Origin of the sequence: Brucella sp. NBRC 14130 (genome assembly GCF_040371715.1) — a bacterium.
GTDB lineage: Bacteria > Pseudomonadota > Alphaproteobacteria > Rhizobiales > Rhizobiaceae > Brucella > Brucella intermedia.
Genome location: NZ_BAABTE010000013.1, coordinates 1 through 18,492, shown reverse-complemented (window position 1 = coordinate 18,492; position 18,492 = coordinate 1). Strand labels below are relative to the sequence as shown.

Below are 18,492 nucleotides of genomic sequence, written 5' to 3'. Positions count from 1 at the left end.
GTCCATGAACGTTATAGAAGAAGTCGCGAACGCCGTTGCGGCGAGATATCTCGCTACTTACACCTCTCGTGCGAGAGTTGTAGCTCAACAAAATAGTTCGCCTAAGCAGGTTCATGACAGAGTCTGGGGGACAATCGCACTTACTCCGCTTGAAGTCGCAATTGTTGATAGTCCGTTAATCCAACGACTAAGATATTTACGCCAGCTTGGGGTAGCGCAGTGGGTTTATCCATCCGCCGCCCACACCAGATTTGAGCATTCTCTGGGCGTGTTGTATCAAACACATCAACTCGTCACTGCCATTAATCAAGCCTCGGAAACGAAATACGGTAAAGCAATAATTGACCAAGACCTTACAACGGTTTTGAGAATGGCTGCGCTGCTCCATGATGTTGGGCACCCGGTTCTGTCTCATGTTTCTGAATATGCACTTGAGGTTGACGCCAAAACCCTTCTCGAGCTCCAAAGGGAACGAAGAAAGGTTGGTGGAGACGTTAAGCTGAGCGAAATGGTGGCATCATATATAGTGCGCTCGAATGAATTCGAAAAAGTATTAAAGGCAATCTTTGAAGTTCACGTATCTTTGCAGTTGCCGTCATCAAGCTGGGCAGGGCGAATATCGGAGTTTGTTGATAAAATAGCCAAATGCATTCTTGGACAATCGATATCCGAAGAAATACCACTTCTGCATGAACTGATCTCCGGTCCGTTTGATGCGGACAAGCTTGACTATATGATGCGCGATGCATCGATGGCGGGCATTCCAGGAATAATCGACATATCAAGATTGATACAAAAGATTACCGTCAAAAGAGTTCATCCCATTGAATTACCGAGCAGGCTTGCGTCTAATATTAATGCAAAAATCCCCCATGTATACTTGATTGGATTTCCTTGGAGTGGGTTGTCAGTAGTCGATGAACTCCTTTTGACCAAGATGATACTCTTTTCGAAGCTCTATCAACATCCAAAAGTCGTTGCAATAGAAGCGATGATCCGTGCAATCGTTGATAGCCTCGCTAGGATCGTAAATCATAAGCAACTTATAACCTTCGTCTACGAAATCTTGGACGACGAGCTCGTACTTTCTGACGAGGAAGGGCTTAGAAGCAAATTAGGTCTGAAAGGCCGGGGACAAGACAGCTCAGTCGATGCGGCAGTTAATCATTGTTCCGAGATTTTGAAACGGCTTCGCGAAAGAGATTTATTCGTTCGAGCCTTTGCATTTTCCGCTCATAATCCAGCTAGTTTTGACGGTGGCGAAGACGCCACTACAAAGGCGATGCATGATTTGGTTCGGATTTTGAGTGATAGAACATCTGTTGAGGAATTACATAAAGAAATTGTTGATGAGCTAATTAATATTGCTTTGCTCTTGAAGCTTTCTTTTAACAGAGACTTTTTTGAAGCCATGGTTGTCATTAGGAAAAAGATGCTTCCCTCCCAAGAAGAACTTCGAAGGGCTTATATTTTCCCATCTCAGGGTAAGCCCAAAACGTTCGGTGAGACAGGAATCCACAAAGATGCTTGGAGTAGTTCATTCGTATCAGCAGCTCCCAAAGGGTATATTTTCGCTCCGCGTGAGATTTCCTCTTACGTATTTATTGCGACCGAGGCCGTCGTCGCGAAGAAATACCAAATTGCGATACCGGAATGGTTGATGGAAGAGGCCAAGCAAACAAACGATTCTATCAGAAAGATAAAGTTGAAACTGCGTGAGGCTGGATACTATCGAGGACGCCCCCGTTGCATCCGGCCAGTCATAGATCGTTTAAGCAAGGCTGATGTTGTTCAAATAGTTGACGAGTTCGCGGATCGTTTCTCGGCTACACAGGCGACCATCGCCGAACTAGCGCAGAACGAAGGGCATGATGGTGCTTCAGGTGGAAAAAATACAATGAAGCGCCAGGCAATGGCTTGGCTCGATCAGTTCGAAACGACGGATATCGAACAGGCGTTAGAATTGCTGAAACGCTCCAAACTTCTTGGGAGACATGACGTAGTCGCGATGATCAATGAATTCTTAGCGAAGAATCCAGAATTCAAAAATGCATCGATAGTGGGACTTAGCCAAGGCAACGAGAGCTCGCAGATAATTCAATACTACGCTGCAGACGTTTCTGCGTCATTTAAGTTCTATGCTACGATTAGCGAAGCAGCAAAAGACAATAGAGATGCACCAGTCATCTTCGTTGATGATTTCTGTGCGTCGGGTGGTCAAATATCCAATACTTTAGGGTCATGGTTTGGCAATGATAGTTTAAAAAAGCCTGATCTAAATGAACAACGCAGGCTTGCGCTCGATCCTGAACGCGACTTTTTGCGCAACCACCAACTGGCATTCTGTTTTGTCGCGGCCTGGGATGATGGTTTGGGCGCAGTACAAACAGCACTCAACAAGCTTGGACTAACGGGAATTGTATATACCCATCTGCACGAAAAGGATCTACCTCTAGCATTCAGCGATAGCGCCGAAGAACTTGAAGCGAATAAGTATTTCAGAACTCGTTGCGAGGACATCGGGCGTCAACTACATGCTGACGAAACATGGGATGAAAAGAAGGTCTCAGAAAGATTATTAGGTTATGGCAATAAAAGCCTGCTTCTTTTCTTTCCGTATAATGCTCCGGCGCAAAGTCTGACTTGTATGTGGAAGTCAGGTACAGTCAACGGCGACGAATGGTATGCGTTGCTTCAGAGAAGAAAAAAGGTTACTTAAGTGAATAACCTTTGGACATTGTCTCAGCTTATTTTTAAATACGTACTCTCATCTACGCTTCCTGCCTATTATCCATCGACGAATAACGTTTTACGTTACTCCGTGGAAATTTTGAATTATGAAATAGTATTCAAGATTAATATAAAGCATCGGAATCACCGAGAGTGTCCCGATGAAACAATACCTTATTCAGTTCGACCTCACTGATTTCACTGTTTCTTTCCAAAATAGTTGCGACAGACACAACGGATCCTTGTCTATCTTCGACGATCTTGCATGCCTTGGCAAAACAGGATTGAAGAGTCTTATCGACAACGGCCTGCAGTTGCATATTGTGTTTTAGAAAGTCAGGCTTGCACTCGTCATGGGAGGCCCAGAATGTCAGATTTTCACCTAGACCGAACGAAACTTCCATTCTGATTGCGATGTCGGTCGCCATAGAAAGATCTGAACCAATCACTCCGCCGCCACCATCGGAATGAGTTCCAAGAATGACATGTTCAGCCGCCAGGCCTCCTAGATAGCTGCAAATCTCGGCGTCGTAATTTTCTCGTAATTTGACAATCTTGGGCTTTGTATTACGCATTCGGACGCCGCCCAAACGAGCATTCCCGTTTTGGACTTCGCGATTGATCATTACTGAAACCGGCACCATGCCGAGGCTATCCGAAAGGGCGTGAGCGACGACGACATGTCCAGCTTCGTGAACAGCAATACGGTGAATGTCGTCAGGCTGAAGGGGTGTAGTAGCTGGTTTTAATCTCAGCAAATCGGACAGCGCCAAAGGCCGTTTTTCCAAACGCGCGATATGTCGAGCTTGACGCACAAACTTTGCGATATCTGCTCCAGATGCCTCGGTCAAACTTTCCGCCACGTCAGAGATGTCCTCGCCTTCGAGGTCACAACCAAGATGAAATCGAAGAATTCCTTCACGTTCAGCTGGTTCGGGTAGTGTGATCGACACATGATGTTCGATGCGTCCGGCGCGGGTGATCGCAGGGTCAATTAAGTCTGGCATATTTGTGGCTGCAACAACGAAGACACCTTCTCTGTTGCTGACACCATCAAGGTGCTCGAGCAGTCCATTGATGACTTGCCGCCCATAATTCGCATTATGTCCTGACAGATTAGCTCGATTACCGAAGCTGTCGATCTCGTCTAGAAAAAGAATTGCTGGAGCGTTTTTGCTGGCTTCTTCGAAAGCAGACCGCATAGCTTTCAGCAGGTCATCCAAACTTCCTTGCGATTGCCAGCGAGCCAGCGAATGCGCATACAGTGGAATATTGCATGTGTTGGCGAGCGCGCGAGCAAAAAGGGTCTTTCCGACACCTGGCGGCCCGCTGATGAGAATTCCACGGTCAATATCTGACCAAGGTAACTGACCGGCACGGTAAAGGCCAAGATCGCTAGCGAGCAACTTTCCCCAAGTTGCAGCCGATCCATATCCAACTAAATTATCCAGATTGATATCTGTTGCTCGGTATTCTGGGGAAATTTTTGTGACGCAAGTGAATTGATGGAGTTTCTTTCTGATCTCCGTCTCAGTCCAATTTTGAGTGATAAATGACGCGATGCGACACAGGGAAACGGTATGAAGCTCATCGATTTTCGACAACTCAATACGAGCATGGTTGAGATCCCGGGTCACGGCTTCGCACAACGATACGTCGGTTTTAACTGTAACAACGTAGTCTACTGTTGCCGATACGTGTTCAGGCAATGATAACTCATTATGCGTCAAGAAGACGGTTTGCCTTGCCCACGAGAATTCCTCGGTTGGTCGCTTTAACCGTTTTTGGCGTTGCGCCTGCTTTTCGTCGATTGTGATGATCCTTTGGGAGCGTGGGCCTGCACAGTAGTGTTTGATCTCAGTAAGCGCGCGTTCGTAGAATTCCAGATCTTCTTGGTGATCGATAATGATAACAAGAGTGCACACTCGCCCTGCTAGAAATTGATGAAGGCCGTGTTTTCGAATTTGCCTAGTGACGTGTGCCCGAGCCAGCTCCAAGGCCAAACCGTCTTGTGTTCGTTGAAAATACGTCATTCTGTTTACTCACACTGGGTGGAAGTAGGGGAAAGGGAGGCCGCCAGTAACGATCCGATATTCGGATGAGTTTCATCGACGTTGCCCTCATGGATTTAATGCTGCCGCCCGAACCTGGCTGGATTGCCGAGCCTATAGAACCTGGAAAGGGTGCGCGCGAATTGCAATTCGGGGTCAAGATAGTAGAGATCGCTGGTGATGATGAGCTTGTTGCGACCAAGCCTCGGATGCTCTTGAACGAATCCTTCCAGGCACGCCGCAGGTCGAGTAGTCTGACTCCAATCGTATAAAGCGGGACTGTCATCAAGAATTTCAGGTGCTGGCTGTTTGCCATCTCGGAGCATCTTCAGATCATCGATCAGTTGGTGGAGTTTGCTGATCATGTCGTTCAGATAATTTTGGCTATTCATCGTAAGACTCCTCATTATCGGGCGCGTAACGCCGATTTGCATCATTTAGGATTGTGGAGGTGAACTAGGTTCTGGAAACGCGTGTTTCCGGAGCTATCCTCTCAGTCAAATCGAATACGATTTCACCGGAAAAATAGAGCGCGGCGATTGCCGCCATTGGCTCGCTTGAATTTCGAATGAGTTGAAAACAATGCTTAAGCGGAAGTGGGCCGTCGTCATCGAGAACGGTCAGCAGGCGCACGCGGTCAGAAAGCGAAACCGTTGAGGTTCGCGCATAAGGTAATAAATCAACGGCGTTGGCGATGAGCACAGCATTGTTGTCATGCTGGTAACTGGCGCGGTCATATAGCCAGCCATCAGCCTCTGCGGCGGTGATTGCCCAACCCGGTGGTGGTGTTGCGTCCACGAGATAATCGCCGTCAGACCTTTGAACGGCGAAATCAGGAATATGATAACCGTCTCCAAAACGTACGAGCAGAGGCAAACAAGTCCAAGCAATTACGTTAGGAGATAGATCAAAAAGACATGCCAGGTCACGGGCTTGTTGCGAACGGAAAAGCGGTTCGCCACGGCACTTCAGTACCTGCGAGGGTTGGAATTTATAAGCAGACGCATTCAGTCTGACGTCCTTGAGAAGACGGTCGGTAATAGATTGGAACATGGAAGAGAGTTCCTCTGATCGCGACGGCTAAATGTCAGCCGTCAATGAACAACTGGTTCAGCAATCAGATGAAACGTATTCGAAGCACGCGGCTAACATCGCGCTCTGCAGAGCGCGATGTTAGCTTCGGGGAGGGGTTGAGCGCGTGTTTCATACTAAGAACATAACAGGAACAAACTGCGAGAGTCAAGCCTTCACGTTTGGATTAAAATGGCCCACATGCCACGTATCCGTTATCGGATTGCATAAGCCAGGAAGTTTGAACCATTCGTGGATTTGCAAGAAATCGCTAACATTCGCCGTCGCGATGGGAATTCCATACCGTATGGAAGCTGCTGCGATCTGAAGGTCTTGTCCCAGCTTGGGTTTCTTTGAGTCGGGGGCAGGGATCCACAGCGATTTCAAGGCAGGGACAGAAAGCATTCGACCAATTATCCGTGCGGTCTTAGCATCGTGATCCAAACACATAAGGTCACTAGCGAGCAGTTGCTCAAGCCATTCCTCAAGTGCATCTGCGCGAGGGGAGCCGCAAGACCGCAGATTTTCAATGCCTTTCTGGATTTCGATGACCGTTGAAATCGAAATGGCGAAATAAATATCCGGAAATGTCTTTACCCATGTGATAAGTTCGGTTGGCGGATTCTTGTAAGCAAATTGACTTAGGATACATGTATCTAGAAGCAGTCGCTCATGCGTGTTCATACTGCACTCGCAAGCTTGATTAGCTGGATATTTTCGTCGAAGCAATTGACAAGAATTTGGTAAAATAAGGATTAGTAAACCGAACGGTGGCTCGTACAGCTGCCGTTATCAGACATTGGATAGCGTCTAGATGAAGACTGGAAAGATTTGGACGATTGATGAGTTTATTTCAGATACGAGCAATGTTTTGTCTTCTGTGGCTTTAAATGGGCCGCAGTTTTTAGTGGCGAATGGGAAAACTTATAGAATAGAAGCCGTCGAAGACGCTGAAGCTGATAAGGTCAGAGATATACTGAGCGGTGGTGGTCCTTTGGAGGACGGAGACAAATTGGATTGAGCGGGCTTGCGATTGCGCGCTAGTCTGAAAGTGAACTACTCCATTCGTAACGGCGCTAGCGTCGCTGAGGATGGTGATGTAACGGATCCACCCAATAGACCTCCTCAGGATCTTCTATTGGATCCACGTCCGTGATGTTCACGACAACTGCCTCATTGTCGGAACGAACAAGAACGCATTCCAGCACGTTGTTAGGATCTGCGTTTATTTCTTGATGGGGAACATAGGGCGGTACAAAAATAAAATCGCCTGGTCCGGCTTCGGCCACGTATTCCAGATGATCTCCCCATCGCATCCGCGCCTTGCCTCGAAGAACAAAAATGACGCTTTCCAATGCGCCATGGTGATGGACGCCAGTTTTCGCATTGGGTTCGATTGCAACCGTCCCGGCCCAGATTTTCTGTGCTCCAACACGCGCATGATTGATAGCTGCCTGACGAAACATCCCGGGCGTTTGCGCGGTATTCGGATCAAGCTGATCCCCTTTGATCACGCGTACACCGTCGTGTTTCCATCGATCTGGATGTTCGTGACGGTGATCGTCGCTCATGACCTACTCCGTTGAACTTAACGAGAAAGCAAACCTATCGCCCATCATGCTCTGCCAGTAATTGTTTCCAGTCAAGATGGTGTCTTCGGCGCTTGATCTCATACGAAAGGGGGGAGGGTCAGTTTTCCGCTTGATCGCGCAGAAGACCTAGGCAATATGGTTTCTGGGCTGGGAAGATATGAATTTTCAATTTTGTGGCGAAACCCGATCATTGGTCGGCGAAATCACTGAAGCATTTTTACCTTACGCAGAAGCGGCTGTTTTAAGGCTTCAGGGATTGTATCCAAACGTCAGTTTCTCGCTGGATGGCGATAAAATAACCGTCCGAGAAATCGATGAGCAATCTGTTCCAGTTTTTAGAAGCGCGATAGCCCATCAGATTTATCGCGAGAAGATTCTCGTCGAAACGCTGCCGTTGCGGAAGTCCTTGCTATCTGCGGTCATAAAATGACAGAGGTCTGGCCGCTTAAGTTCAAAGATACGGGTAAGGAATATCTATTCTCGGACGACGCGGGGGGCTTCTTCCGGTCAGATGCGAAGTTCCTGGATCGATATGCAAACGGCAATCTTGCCCAACGCGACTTGACGTTCTTGAAGTCAAATGGCCACGCATTTGAAGAACAGAACGACCTTGCGTGGACTTCATTTGCTTATAGATGGTCGCGACGCCAGGCGGTCGCGGGTGAACTGACGTATTTGATCCTCGTCCCCACACTGCGCTGCAATCTGACTTGTGGCTATTGCCAGGTTTCTCGCGTTTCGGAGACGGCGCAGGGCTTTGATTGGAATGAAGAAACGCTTGAGGCTGTTCTCCAGTTTCTGAACCAACTTTCAACCAGATCGATCAAGATCGAATTTCAGGGTGGAGAGCCACTACTTCGGTTGGATATTCTTGAAAAGGTGAGGGCGTTTTGCCGACAACGTTTCGAGAGTGCTCAGTTTGTCGTTTGCACGAACCTGCAAAATTTGTCTGGGCGCGAATGGTCCTTTCTGGCAAATGACGACACTTTTATAAGCACGTCCGTCGACGGAGATCGTAGAACGCACGAACGTCAAAGAACGCATGAAGCTTCAAAAACGGACGCGTTCTTCAGGAATCTGAACGAGGCAGTTCGTCGCTTCCCAGAAGGCAAGATTTCGGCATTACCTACCATTGATGTCGATAATCCTCCTGATCTTGAAGCTTTGATTACGAACTTTGAACAGTTCGGCATTCGATCAATTTACCTGCGCCCGATAAATTATCAGGGATTTGCCCGGAAACTGAAGCAGCGTGGTGACGTGCTTCAACGCTGGAATACTCTTTATTCCGATTTCATTGATCGCTTGGTCGAGCGCAATTTCGCAACTGGATCGGTTTTGGAAGAATACTATTTCAGTCAGTGTCTGAAGCGTATTCTCCGCACCGGATCAGATCAGCATGTGGATCTTCGAAATCCAAACTTCTTTGCGTCAGACTATTTGGTCATTGATCATGATGGCGTGTTTTATCCAACCGACGAAGCCCGAATGCTGTCACGTGTCGGCCGGATTGATCTCAGCATAGGTGACCTCTCGTCAGGCTTGGATTCCACAAAGATCGCCGCTCTCAACGCCTCGTCGCTGAACAATTTCGACCCAGACTGCATTCATTGCGTTTATCAACCTTTCTGCGGGACTGATGTCGTCGATGATCTGTCGCGCTATGGTCGCATTGACGTCCCTCGGCACGAAACGTGGTTCTGTGGTCGCCACACAGCCATTTTCGATAAGGCATTCGAATTTTTATATAGCAATGACGAAGCAGTTCGGTTTTCCGTCGCACATTGGATAGGTATCGCCGATTGGAGCCCTCAGATGGTTGAGGTGCACACATGATACCGCTCCGTATCAAAGCAATGTCAGATGCGTCGGAGCCCTTTGTTGTTAGACTATGGGCAGATCGGCCGATGGATGAGCTGTGGGTCGATGAAGCTTTCGAAGCAAATCTCGTGGCAGATTCAGATGGCAAAAGCATCTTCGAAGGGAAGGCAGGCCGAATAACAATCTCGGGAATTTCGCCTTCTGATCTCAATGGCGATGTGCTCCTTGTCAATCCGAGAAAGGGTGTCGCTGATCGTCTTGTTCGCAGAAACTCGCCTCATAATACATTCGTAATTACCGAGCGATGTGACCAGCTTTGCGTGATGTGTTCCCAGCCCCCGAAACAGCATCATGTGGATTTGTTTCCATACTTCGAAGCCGCAGCATTGTTGGCTCCGCGCAACGCAGTAATCGGATTGTCGGGTGGTGAGCCAACCCTCTATAAGGGGCAGCTTTTCGGACTTCTCAGCCGTGTAATGCAACAGCGGCCCGATATCAGTTTTCACGTTCTGACAAATGCTCAGCATTTTGCTACCGAGGATCTATCCGCCCTAAGCCAGATTGATCTCGGTCGTGTAATTTGGGGCGTCCCTCTTTATTCAGCAGATGCTTGCGTACATGACGAAATCGTCGGCAAGGCTGGTGCTTACGACCAGTTGCAGAAGAATTTGGCGCTGATGGTCCGTGCTGGCTGTCGGATCGAACTCAGAACCGTGCTGATGCGCCCCAACGCAGAGCACCTGCCGGAACTGGCGAGATTCATTGCGACGATGCTGCCCTTTATTGACGTTTGGGCCATCATGCAGATGGAAAACATTGGTTACGGCAGGAAAAATTGGGACGCGCTATTCTTCGACAGTTCTGATCAATTTATGGGACTGGCTACGGCATTGAACATCGTCCAAAGTCGAGGGCTGGAAGCAAAATTGTATAATTTTCCACTCTGCACTGTGCCAGTGGCTTACAGATCGCTGGCACCAGCTACAATCTCGGATTGGAAGAAGACTTTTCTAGAGGAATGTGATGGATGTTCGATGAAGGAGGCTTGTGGGGGCTTCTTTGAATGGCATCCGCGTAATCACGGTTACAGGGCGTTGGGGGTATTATGAAAAAGAAGGTATTTGCAATTCCATCTTTGCTGGCCGCTGGGTTCTTGCCAGCGGAAGCCGTGGCAATGCCACCAAAGCCGTCTATAGATGACGGAGGAAGCTCGAAATCTCTATTCGATGTTTTCAGGATGGACCACGACTACACTCTGGCTGGCCACAGAAGCCACAGTTCACATCGGTCTCATAGCAGTCATCGTTCCTCAACCGGCGGCTATTCCTATCGAGCGCCTTCTTACAGTGCGCCGTCTCGGAGTTATGCGGCACCGCTTTATAATCCGCCTGTTAACACTGCCCCTGCGCCGTCGCCCCAATATTATCCATCTGCACCGTCTGGGTCAGGTGCAGGAGGGGGTACAGTCGCGCCTTTGAAGACGCTCCCTGGCAATAGCGACAAGTTCAAGGAAGTCGTGAAACAGGTCCAACTCGCGATGCTGGCATACGGCTACTACAAGGGGGATATCGATGGGCTTCTTGGTCCAACAATGAAAACAGGACTGCAACGGCTTCAAGGCGATTATGGATTGAAGGTGACGGGAACAATCACGCCTGAAACCCTTGACGCTCTTCGTATTTCAGCCAGGTAAAGCGAGTAACGGTAATGGGTTTATGGCAATTGGCTCGTTTCCTGATAACAAATGTTATCGCTGTATTTTCGCTTGCGACATTCGCACATGCGGAAATCGCTGTTGAACGTGTACCACTTGATGATGGACCACCGGCATTGGTCTTGAAAGGCGAGTTTTCTACCAACGACGATCCAAGTGTGTTTGCTCGCGAAGTTGGCGCTACTGGTGCCAAGATCGTCTCGTTCTCAAGTGGAGGGGGCAATATTATCTCCGCGATGGCATACGGTCGAATGATCCGATCCCTTGGTCTGTCGACAATGCAAGCGCGTTCTATGGAATGCTCATCGGCGTGTGCTCTTGCGTTTGTTGGTGGTATCAATCGGCATGCGGAACCAGGTGCAATCGGCGTCCATCAGTCATCGTTTGCTCCTGAACATACACTGGACGGGCAAAGTGCGGTGGCCGCTGTCCAAAGAGTTACAGCGCACATCATTACCTATCTCGTCGAAATGGGCATCGATCCAAGGCTTCTGCAGCTCAGTCTGTCGGTACCGAGCACGGATATGCGCTATCTGACCGCGACTGAGATGCAAGACTTCAAAGTAACAACGAGTGGTGAAGCCACTGCGGCATCGACACCCTCCGTGGCGACAAATCCTCAACCCGACCAGCCGCCGTCAGTGGCGGAGACTACTCCGCAGAATGACACGAGAGAAGATAGAGCACGCGCTTTTCTGACGAGCTATTACGAAACCTGGTCGCAGTCGAACAGCCAGTCAATGAACTTCGCGGAAAGCGCGTATGCTGACTCTGTTACATTTTACGACAAGGTCCAGGCCAAATCGTTCATTGTTGATGAGAAGCGCAAGTTTGTTGAGCGTTGGCCTGAGCGGGCCTATAGCCCCAAAGCCGACACGGTTAGAGTTATCTGCACGGATAATTGCCAGATCATAGGTGTCGTCGAATGGTTTGCGCGAAGCTTCTCTGGCAAGACCTCGTCCGGAGATGCCGAATTCGCTTTCGGCTGGGATCCACGCACGAATAGGATCGTCTCTGAATCGGGGAAGGTCATAACACTCGACAAAAACGTATTCGAACCCACCCGAATAATCTCGCAGTGGCATACAGAAAACCAACTATGCAGAGGTGGATCGGGAGATTCTCCTGAAACACATAAAGCTTGCGGACGACGAGATAAGCTGGATGCCAAACTCGCGTCTGTTGGTTGGTGCTATGGGCGTCCCGGCGAATACGGATATCAGATGAACTGGCATCAATGCGAAGGACGCCAATCGTCGGCTTCGAATTCTGTTCAAGCCAATGCCACCCGTGTAAGTGCTCCAGATCCCCGCGCATATCCCGTCGAAGCGCGGTTTTCGGGCAAAACGAAGATGCCGGACTTCAAGGGACGCGATAAGGATTTCAATTCGTTTCGAACTCGAATTCGCAATGGTCTCAAAGACGGACCCAATTTTGCGGGGCACTATTCGTTGATTCAATTTGGCTGTGGGACCGGCTGCTCGGCAGTGATTGTGAGTGATAGCAATACTGGTCGTCCAATGGGCTTTCCACGCGGTGGCGAAGACAACATGTATTTGTCGCTGATGTTTCGGCGCGATAGTCGCCTCATCGCCGCGCAATGGGCTGATACCGAGCGTGACAAGTGTGTGATCGAGTTTTTCGATTTTAAGGGACGGGCCTGGAAGCCATTAAACCGTTACGACGTCGGGGCCGTCGACGCTTGTTATCGGGAGATAGGTCAAAATCTTCAATAGGTTTCCAGCAAAACACATATGAGCAAGCGAACTGGGGGAACAGTTGCCATTTTATATTAGAAAATCGGTTTCTGCGGGGCCATTTCGTTTCAATTTTTCAAAGGGCGGTGTCGGCGTTTCTGTAGGCGTTAAAGGCCTCCGGATAGGAACAGGTCCGCGCGGTCATTACATCCATGCTGGCGCTGGAGGACTATATTATCGTGCTACGTTGGGTAACGCAGGTCGTAAGCGATCTTCGCCAGAGCTAACGCAAAGTGCACGGCCTCCTGTCGGGGCATATTTCGACACCGATGTCACCATGGTTGAGATAGAATCTGGCGACGTTATGCATATGCGTGACGAATCCTTTGAAAATTTGCTCAACGAAATCAATTCCAAGTTTGCGCAATCGCGAATGTCCACCACTTTGGCTTGGATTTTGGGCGGCGTTGGGTTCGTGGCAGGTCTTGCGCTCGGGGGAGGGACTGCGCTTTTGTTCAGCCTATTGGCACTCCCTGGATGGGCGATAGGTAAGTGGCTTGATTCATACCGACGTACCACGGTGCTTTATTATGATCTCGAAGGGGAGGCGGAGCGGGGCTATAGGCGTCTAACTGAGGGATTTGATTCTCTTTGTGGTTGCGCCGCCAAATGGCACATCGAGGCTGGCGGCGCAGTGCAAGGGCTTACCGCTTGGAAACGAAACGCAGGTGCGAGCCATCTCGTTAACAGGAAAGCGACCGCACTCTTATATAAACTGCCTTCAATTATTAACAGCAACATAACTCCGCCTGCGCTTCATGTCGGTAGGCAGGTTATGTACTTCATGCCCGATGTCGTTCTGGTTCAAGATAGAAATCGATTCGGTTCCGTACAGTATGCTGATCTGAATTTGCGATGGCAGCCTTCAAGGTTTATCGAAACCGAACGTGTACCGAGCGATACAACGGTTGTCGGCCATACTTGGAAGTATCCCAATAAAAATGGTGGACCAGACCGTCGCTTTAAAGACAACAGACAAATTCCGATCTGCCTTTATGAATCCGTTCACTTCAAGAGCAACAGTGGTATCAACGAACTAGTCGAGTTTTCAAAAACAGGTCTCATTGAGCAGTTTGCCGACGGCTGTAATCTGTTGGCGGAGCTACCTCGCGGTCGTAAAACCGTTGCTCCCCCTGTAATTGAAGGTGACGTCCGCAGCGCGATTGTGCCTGACGAGCCTGCGATCAAGCGCAATCATTTCAGGACTATTGCGTATGTCTTGATAGGACTGGTTGCTAGCTTTTTTGTACTGCGCTTTTTCGAATTCGGCAGCCGCCAAACGGACACAAATTCTGTTAGTCGCACGACAAGTGAATCTTCACCTTCCTTGGGACAGGGGTCTGAGCCGAACATCTCGTCTCCTCAAGAGGTGGATATGGCACCACAACTGCTGCCTAATAAAAATACGGAAACGCGCCCTATTAACGCTCCTGCAGGTATCTCGGTAAAAACTGACACCGCAACAGAGAAAGCTTCCACACGTTATACGAAGACGGCAGTCAATCTGAGGAAAGGTCCTGGAACGACTTTTGATGTATTGAAAGTCCTTCCGAAGGATGCTGAGGTTTCTGTGTTGGAAATAAAGGGACGGTGGAGCCGCGTGCAGATTGATAATCAGAATAGTGGATGGATAGCGAACTCAACGTTATTAGAGCGCTAATTATATCTCTACTGACTCTTCTGGGGCGCAGTCAGTCATCGCCACAAAAAGGCTTACATTTTCTAGCCTCCCGACTGGGTCGACTATCGCCGAGGCTAGTATTCCACTCTGATAGGCTCCTGTGTCCAGTGCTATTCTGTTTGAATAAACTTCCGGCCTACGCGATGCAGTAACCGTATGACCATGAACAATGAATTTCTCATGTGCATCCGTATGGTTGAGAAACTCATCTCTGATCCAGCGTAAGTCTTTTTCTCGTTGTTCTTTAAAAGAGACGTTTGGTCGGACGCCTGCATGGACAAACACAAAGTTTCCATCGACGATAAGGTTCTCGGCTTGTCGCATCATTGCTACATGATGAGGAAAATGTTTGTTGAATTCCTCGGCCAAGTGCGTGACGTCTCTGCAATCAAGAAGGCCATATGACGCTAGCGTCTCGAAGCCGCCTTTACCTAACCAGTGGTCCAGCACACGTTCACTCTCTTGGCTGCAATCGAGGACCCGTAGGAAGAATTCCTCGTGGTTGCCCAATATCAGGCGGCTATCCGGGGAAGCGTTAAGCGTTGCATGTACCAAGTCCATCGCCCTCCTGCTATCAGGTCCGCGATCAATGATGTCTCCTAAAAAGATAATGCGATACTCGACCGCTCGCTGATCAACATCAGTCTGAATTTGATCCAGCATCTTTTCCAGCAAATCTGCACGCCCGTGCACATCGCCGATAGCGTAAGTAATCCTGCTCGATTCCATTGGCTTTCCTTGGCTCATCGACGCTGTGTTTTCGGCAGTTTTCGCCATTCCCATGGCACAATGAAATCACCTTGCCAAAGGCCTGAAGAGGCTCGCATAGCAATGTCTTGCACGCGTTCGTATGCTCCCTTGGAATAAACTGGCCAATCCAATGCGAGACCGTTCTCGACCAACCATGCAGCGATGTCTCGGCCTTGGCTTGTTTGGCACGTCGCAACGGTTCGGCCGTACCGATCCCGATCCACTGTGAAACAAGTGACAGGCTGTGCATCCTGAATGAATGTATCCAGTTTTAAGGCCGCTTGCTGTCCGCAACGATATAACTTGCCTTCCGCATTCTTACAGGTCTGCGTGCTTTCTGGGGCGTCAATCCCGCTAAGTCGAATGCGTGCACCATGTATTTCGATTGTGTCACCGTCGATCACCGAGGCTCTTCCAGTGATTTCAGCGGCATGAGCGGCTACAGCGCCTACACTGAGAAGCGCCGTCAATATCATTCGAACCATACGACTGCTACTTTCTAGTACACAGTCGCTTGGATTTACTGATTGAGCCGTCCTGACAGAGAAACTTGCCATCGGCGGTACAACGCGCAACGCCGCCTTTCTTTCCAGAACATGGTGTATTGCGTGCATCCGCGAAATTGGAAAACGACAGAGCCGCAATCAGGATCGCGACGAAAGCTAAATATTTTTGCATTTTGCCCCCACGTAAAAATCGCCTCTCTAAAACAGGTCGGCGCTTAGAAACTTAAACATTTCAGAACTGACGCCCTAAAACCTTGCCAAGTGGTAGCCTTCAAGAACGGTCCAGAAACTAAATAATTGATGCGACGTTGAGTGCGCCTGCTTCTTCCGCAATTGGGGCAGAAGCAGGCGCGGAGTTTCTTCGGTCTTAAATTGTCTTGAGTGTGAGAAGCCCATCTCGTTCCTCAAGTATATTGGCTTTTTTCAAATAGCCAATTCTCGCTTGGATCTGCTCCCTCAATTGACCACTTGTTGATTTGAACCCAAGCGCTCTGGAAATCGCATTGATCGCTTCATCTGGCGTTGCACCGAAGCTCGCCTCGACCAGTTGTCGAAGTCCCTGATCGATCTCCATTGGAGGTAGCATATCGAGACGACGTAAACTGAGCGAGGCAACTTCACTTCGATCACGGAGCTTTATTTCTCCATTTGGCCATAGCAGGAATTGGCCTTCAATGTTGATGTGCTTGTTTCGGGCCGCCGCCAAGATTGCCACGGTTACGTGGCTGTTGATGCGCTGGCCTGCTCTTTGTAATCCCCACGCGCTTCTGAGCCGAGTGACGAGTTCGTCCTGATGAAGGGGGCCTTCGACCTCCACAATTTCCTTAATGTGTTCAACCAGAATGCCGAGAGGCGTTTCGTGAAGTTCAACATGGATCGCTGGCGTGATTGACGCCTCCTTATAAAGGGGAGTTGCGTTTTCGATCACATCCTTCGGCAATAGCCCGATTTCAGTCACGTCCTCACGATCAATGGTGATGATCTCCACATTGACTGCTTTGCGCTTCTTTTCTGTGTCACCTTCGAGTTCAAGTGTATTGGCCTTCGCACGTTCTATCGCGGCGATCAGCTTTTCGAGCTCAGCATTTGGGCGTTGAAACCAATCGGTGCTCCATATGCGATGAATATTCCAGCCATGCGCTTCGAGAACAGCTTGTCGCAAACGATCTCGGTCGCGAGCTGAACGAGAGTCATGATATGCCGCACCGTCGCATTCAACACCGAGCAAATACCGCCCGGGAACGGCATCATCGGCGACCGCAAGATCAATAAAGAACCCCGCAATACCCACCTGCGGATGCACCTGATAGCCACGCTCGGTCAATGCCGCAGCGACCTGTTCTTCAAAAACGCTGTCCATCTCGCGTTCGGTACGCTTTGAAAGCGAAAGCCGTCCGGTTCTTGCAAAATGAAGGAAGAGCTTGAATGCAGCTACACCTTTGCCTCGTGCGCGCTCCAAATCGATATCCTCATCGGTTATGGACGCGTAGACTTCACAGCGTTGCTTGGCGCGACTAATCAAAACATTCAAACGTCGTTCACCACCCTCTGCTCCAAGTGGGCCGAACCTCATCCCCATGTACCCTTGGGCATTGCGGGCGTAGGCCACTGAAATGAAGATGACATCACGTTCGTCACCCTGAACGTTTTCGAGGTTCTTGATGAAGAACGGTTCTGTTGGATGCGAATGAAAGAAGGCTTCGGTTTCAGGGTTAAGCCGACGCAGGATTTCAAGTTGATCCTGAATTTCCCTACGCTGCTTGATCGAAAAAGCAGCAACACCCAGTGACTGGTTAGGGTTCTCAAGAGCATGCTTGATGATAGCCTTGGCCACGGCCTTGGCTTCAGTTTTGTTAACGCCTTCTTCAAAGGTTCCGCCTGCAACTTGATGGAATCGGAGCCCCATTCCGGCTTCGTGCGTGTACGGACTAGGAACGATAAACAGCTTGTTCTCGTAAAACTCGCTATTTGAAACTGCAATGAGTGACTGATGACTGTTGATTGCCACTGAGAACTGACCCAGCGTGGCCTGATATTTCCATTGAGAATTGACCCATGTTCCAACCTTCCCTTGCATGTTTTCAGCGAGGGCTATGGAGTGATCGACATGGCGTTATTGAGCGTGATCCGACGCTGGCATTTTCGAGACCATTTATCGATCCGGGAGATTTGCCGCAGGACCGGCTTATCCCGGAATACCATTCGCAAATACCTGCGCCTGGACGGTGTGGAGCCGAAGTTCAAGGTCCCGGAGCGGCCGAGCAAGCTCGATCCTTTTGCTGATCGGTTGTCTGCCTGGCTGAAGACGGAATCCAAGAAGAACCGCAAACAGAAGCGGACGATGAAGCAATTGCATGCTGACCTGATGAGCCTTGGCTACGAGGGCTCCTACAATCGGGTTGCGGCATTTGCCCGGGAATGGCGTGATGATCGCCAGAGAGAGTTGCAGACGACGGGCCGCGGGACATATGTACCTCTGGCGTTCGATCCCGGAGAAGCCTTCCAGTTCGACTGGTCGGAGGACTGGGCGATCATCGGCAATGAACGCACTAAGCTGCAGGTGGCGCACACGAAGCTGAGCTACAGCCGAGCCTTCATCGTTCGGGCCTATCTGCTACAGACGCACGAGATGCTGTTTGATGCCCACAATCATGCATTTCGCGTATTCGGCGGCATCCCGGGACGCGGCATTTACGACAATCTATGGACGCCTCCCGGGCGAGAAGAACATTTGGCGGCAACTCGGCATTGGATGCGTGAATCTATCCGGCCTATCGCTGGAGCGATCACGCTCCTGGCCTTGATGGGAGTCCGCTACC

At 49.6% G+C, this 18,492-nt stretch carries 17 protein-coding genes and 2 pseudogenes; 10 read left to right on the top strand and 9 right to left on the bottom strand.

Translation table 11 applies throughout. From position 1 onward, the window contains the following. Positions 1-4: 4 nt before the first annotated feature. On the top strand, positions 5-2,719 hold the full coding sequence (locus ABWW28_RS21490) for a phosphoribosyltransferase-like protein (protein WP_176587526.1): 2,715 nt from the start codon (positions 5-7) through the stop codon (positions 2,717-2,719). Between the two features lie 136 nt (positions 2,720-2,855). On the opposite strand, the gene ABWW28_RS21485 is transcribed toward ABWW28_RS21490, so the two are convergent. The 4 genes from ABWW28_RS21485 to ABWW28_RS21470 form a co-directional block, all read right to left on the bottom strand. Then, the gene (locus ABWW28_RS21485) at positions 2,856-4,763 is read right to left on the bottom strand and encodes an AAA family ATPase (RefSeq protein WP_176587527.1); all 1,908 of its coding nucleotides are present in this window, start codon (positions 4,761-4,763) and stop codon (positions 2,856-2,858) included. A 95-nt stretch (positions 4,764-4,858) separates the two neighbouring features. Then, complete coding sequence (locus tag ABWW28_RS21480) at positions 4,859-5,173, bottom strand: DUF6634 family protein (protein WP_176587528.1); 315 nt, start codon at positions 5,171-5,173, stop codon at positions 4,859-4,861. A 64-nt stretch (positions 5,174-5,237) separates the two neighbouring features. Further along, the gene (locus tag ABWW28_RS21475) at positions 5,238-5,834 is read right to left on the bottom strand and encodes a hypothetical protein (RefSeq protein WP_176587529.1); all 597 of its coding nucleotides are present in this window, start codon (positions 5,832-5,834) and stop codon (positions 5,238-5,240) included. A gap of 186 nt (positions 5,835-6,020) precedes the next feature. After that, complete coding sequence (locus ABWW28_RS21470) at positions 6,021-6,536, bottom strand: PIN domain-containing protein (RefSeq protein ID WP_176587530.1); 516 nt, start codon at positions 6,534-6,536, stop codon at positions 6,021-6,023. Between the two features lie 130 nt (positions 6,537-6,666). On the opposite strand from ABWW28_RS21470, the gene ABWW28_RS21465 reads away from it, so the two are divergent. Beyond that, positions 6,667-6,873, top strand: a complete 207-nt coding sequence (locus tag ABWW28_RS21465; protein WP_112669985.1) for a hypothetical protein — start codon at positions 6,667-6,669, stop codon at positions 6,871-6,873. 55 nt (positions 6,874-6,928) lie between these two features. Here ABWW28_RS21465 and ABWW28_RS21460 read toward each other — a convergent pair whose 3' ends face one another. Next, on the bottom strand, positions 6,929-7,423 hold the full coding sequence (locus ABWW28_RS21460) for a cupin domain-containing protein (RefSeq protein ID WP_176587531.1): 495 nt from the start codon (positions 7,421-7,423) through the stop codon (positions 6,929-6,931). Positions 7,424-7,601: 178 nt separating this feature from the next. Here ABWW28_RS21460 and ABWW28_RS21455 point away from each other — a divergent pair, with 178 nt between their 5' ends. The 7 genes and pseudogenes from ABWW28_RS21455 (at position 7,602) to ABWW28_RS21425 (ending at position 14,396) form a co-directional block, all read left to right on the top strand. Then, a complete protein-coding gene (locus ABWW28_RS21455; protein WP_176587532.1) occupies positions 7,602-7,874 on the top strand; it encodes a hypothetical protein in 273 nt (90 codons plus the stop codon). Next, positions 7,871-9,280 carry a His-Xaa-Ser system radical SAM maturase HxsB gene (hxsB, locus tag ABWW28_RS21450; RefSeq protein ID WP_176587533.1) on the top strand — a complete coding sequence of 470 codons (1,410 nt, stop codon included), beginning with the start codon at positions 7,871-7,873 and terminating at the stop codon, positions 9,278-9,280. The genes ABWW28_RS21455 and hxsB overlap by 4 nt, the downstream gene beginning before the upstream one ends. Before the next feature lie 71 nt (positions 9,281-9,351). Further along, positions 9,352-10,374, top strand: coding sequence for a His-Xaa-Ser system radical SAM maturase HxsC (hxsC, locus tag ABWW28_RS21445; protein WP_247886183.1), 1,023 nt, complete (start codon positions 9,352-9,354; stop codon positions 10,372-10,374). Next, positions 10,371-10,958 carry a His-Xaa-Ser repeat protein HxsA gene (hxsA, locus tag ABWW28_RS21440; protein WP_313013535.1) on the top strand — a complete coding sequence of 196 codons (588 nt, stop codon included), beginning with the start codon at positions 10,371-10,373 and terminating at the stop codon, positions 10,956-10,958. The genes hxsC and hxsA overlap by 4 nt, the downstream gene beginning before the upstream one ends. Positions 10,959-10,972: 14 nt before the next feature. Continuing rightward, on the top strand, positions 10,973-12,715 hold the full coding sequence (locus ABWW28_RS21435; RefSeq protein WP_247886184.1) for a COG3904 family protein: 1,743 nt from the start codon (positions 10,973-10,975) through the stop codon (positions 12,713-12,715). A gap of 43 nt (positions 12,716-12,758) precedes the next feature. Beyond that, positions 12,759-12,905: pseudogene (locus tag ABWW28_RS21430) on the top strand (DUF4236 domain-containing protein); the annotation flags it as partial. 141 nt (positions 12,906-13,046) lie between these two features. Beyond that, a complete protein-coding gene (locus tag ABWW28_RS21425) occupies positions 13,047-14,396 on the top strand; it encodes an SH3 domain-containing protein (protein WP_247886203.1) in 1,350 nt (449 codons plus the stop codon). On the opposite strand, the gene ABWW28_RS21420 is transcribed toward ABWW28_RS21425, so the two are convergent. The 4 genes and pseudogenes from ABWW28_RS21420 to ABWW28_RS21410 all read right to left on the bottom strand — a co-directional run. Continuing rightward, complete coding sequence (locus ABWW28_RS21420) at positions 14,397-15,146, bottom strand: metallophosphoesterase (protein WP_176587537.1); 750 nt, start codon at positions 15,144-15,146, stop codon at positions 14,397-14,399. 14 nt (positions 15,147-15,160) lie between these two features. Continuing rightward, entirely contained in the window at positions 15,161-15,643 is a 483-nt protein-coding gene (locus ABWW28_RS21415; RefSeq protein ID WP_313013558.1) for a thermonuclease family protein, read from the bottom strand. 16 nt (positions 15,644-15,659) lie between these two features. Further along, positions 15,660-15,845 (bottom strand): YdcA family protein, encoded by a 186-nt coding sequence (locus tag ABWW28_RS27645; RefSeq protein ID WP_084486683.1) that lies wholly within the window; start codon positions 15,843-15,845, stop codon positions 15,660-15,662. A gap of 195 nt (positions 15,846-16,040) precedes the next feature. Further along, positions 16,041-17,666, bottom strand: a pseudogene (locus tag ABWW28_RS21410) (DUF3320 domain-containing protein); the annotation flags it as partial. 114 nt (positions 17,667-17,780) lie between these two features. Here ABWW28_RS21410 and istA point away from each other — a divergent pair. Then, the coding region (gene istA / locus ABWW28_RS21405; RefSeq protein ID WP_353392042.1) for an IS21 family transposase at positions 17,781-18,492 on the top strand (712 nt) is incomplete at its 3' end.

Excerpts from the sequence above, each read along its gene's own strand:
- ABWW28_RS21490 (WP_176587526.1), top strand. The coding sequence starts at position 5 with ATGAACGTTATAGAAGAAGTCGCGAACGCCGTTGCGGCGAGATATCTC.
- ABWW28_RS21485 (WP_176587527.1), bottom strand. The coding sequence starts at position 4,763 with ATGACGTATTTTCAACGAACACAAGACGGTTTGGCCTTGGAGCTGGCT.
- ABWW28_RS21480 (WP_176587528.1), bottom strand. The coding sequence starts at position 5,173 with ATGAATAGCCAAAATTATCTGAACGACATGATCAGCAAACTCCACCAA.
- ABWW28_RS21475 (WP_176587529.1), bottom strand. The coding sequence starts at position 5,834 with ATGTTCCAATCTATTACCGACCGTCTTCTCAAGGACGTCAGACTGAAT.
- ABWW28_RS21470 (WP_176587530.1), bottom strand. The coding sequence starts at position 6,536 with ATGAACACGCATGAGCGACTGCTTCTAGATACATGTATCCTAAGTCAA.
- ABWW28_RS21465 (WP_112669985.1), top strand. The coding sequence starts at position 6,667 with ATGAAGACTGGAAAGATTTGGACGATTGATGAGTTTATTTCAGATACG.
- ABWW28_RS21460 (WP_176587531.1), bottom strand. The coding sequence starts at position 7,423 with ATGAGCGACGATCACCGTCACGAACATCCAGATCGATGGAAACACGAC.
- ABWW28_RS21455 (WP_176587532.1), top strand. The coding sequence starts at position 7,602 with ATGAATTTTCAATTTTGTGGCGAAACCCGATCATTGGTCGGCGAAATC.
- hxsB (WP_176587533.1), top strand. The coding sequence starts at position 7,871 with ATGACAGAGGTCTGGCCGCTTAAGTTCAAAGATACGGGTAAGGAATAT.
- hxsC (WP_247886183.1), top strand. The coding sequence starts at position 9,352 with ATGGATGAGCTGTGGGTCGATGAAGCTTTCGAAGCAAATCTCGTGGCA.
- hxsA (WP_313013535.1), top strand. The coding sequence starts at position 10,371 with ATGAAAAAGAAGGTATTTGCAATTCCATCTTTGCTGGCCGCTGGGTTC.
- ABWW28_RS21435 (WP_247886184.1), top strand. The coding sequence starts at position 10,973 with ATGGGTTTATGGCAATTGGCTCGTTTCCTGATAACAAATGTTATCGCT.
- ABWW28_RS21425 (WP_247886203.1), top strand. The coding sequence starts at position 13,047 with ATGCGTGACGAATCCTTTGAAAATTTGCTCAACGAAATCAATTCCAAG.
- ABWW28_RS21420 (WP_176587537.1), bottom strand. The coding sequence starts at position 15,146 with ATGGAATCGAGCAGGATTACTTACGCTATCGGCGATGTGCACGGGCGT.
- ABWW28_RS21415 (WP_313013558.1), bottom strand. The coding sequence starts at position 15,643 with ATGATATTGACGGCGCTTCTCAGTGTAGGCGCTGTAGCCGCTCATGCC.
- ABWW28_RS27645 (WP_084486683.1), bottom strand. The coding sequence starts at position 15,845 with ATGCAAAAATATTTAGCTTTCGTCGCGATCCTGATTGCGGCTCTGTCG.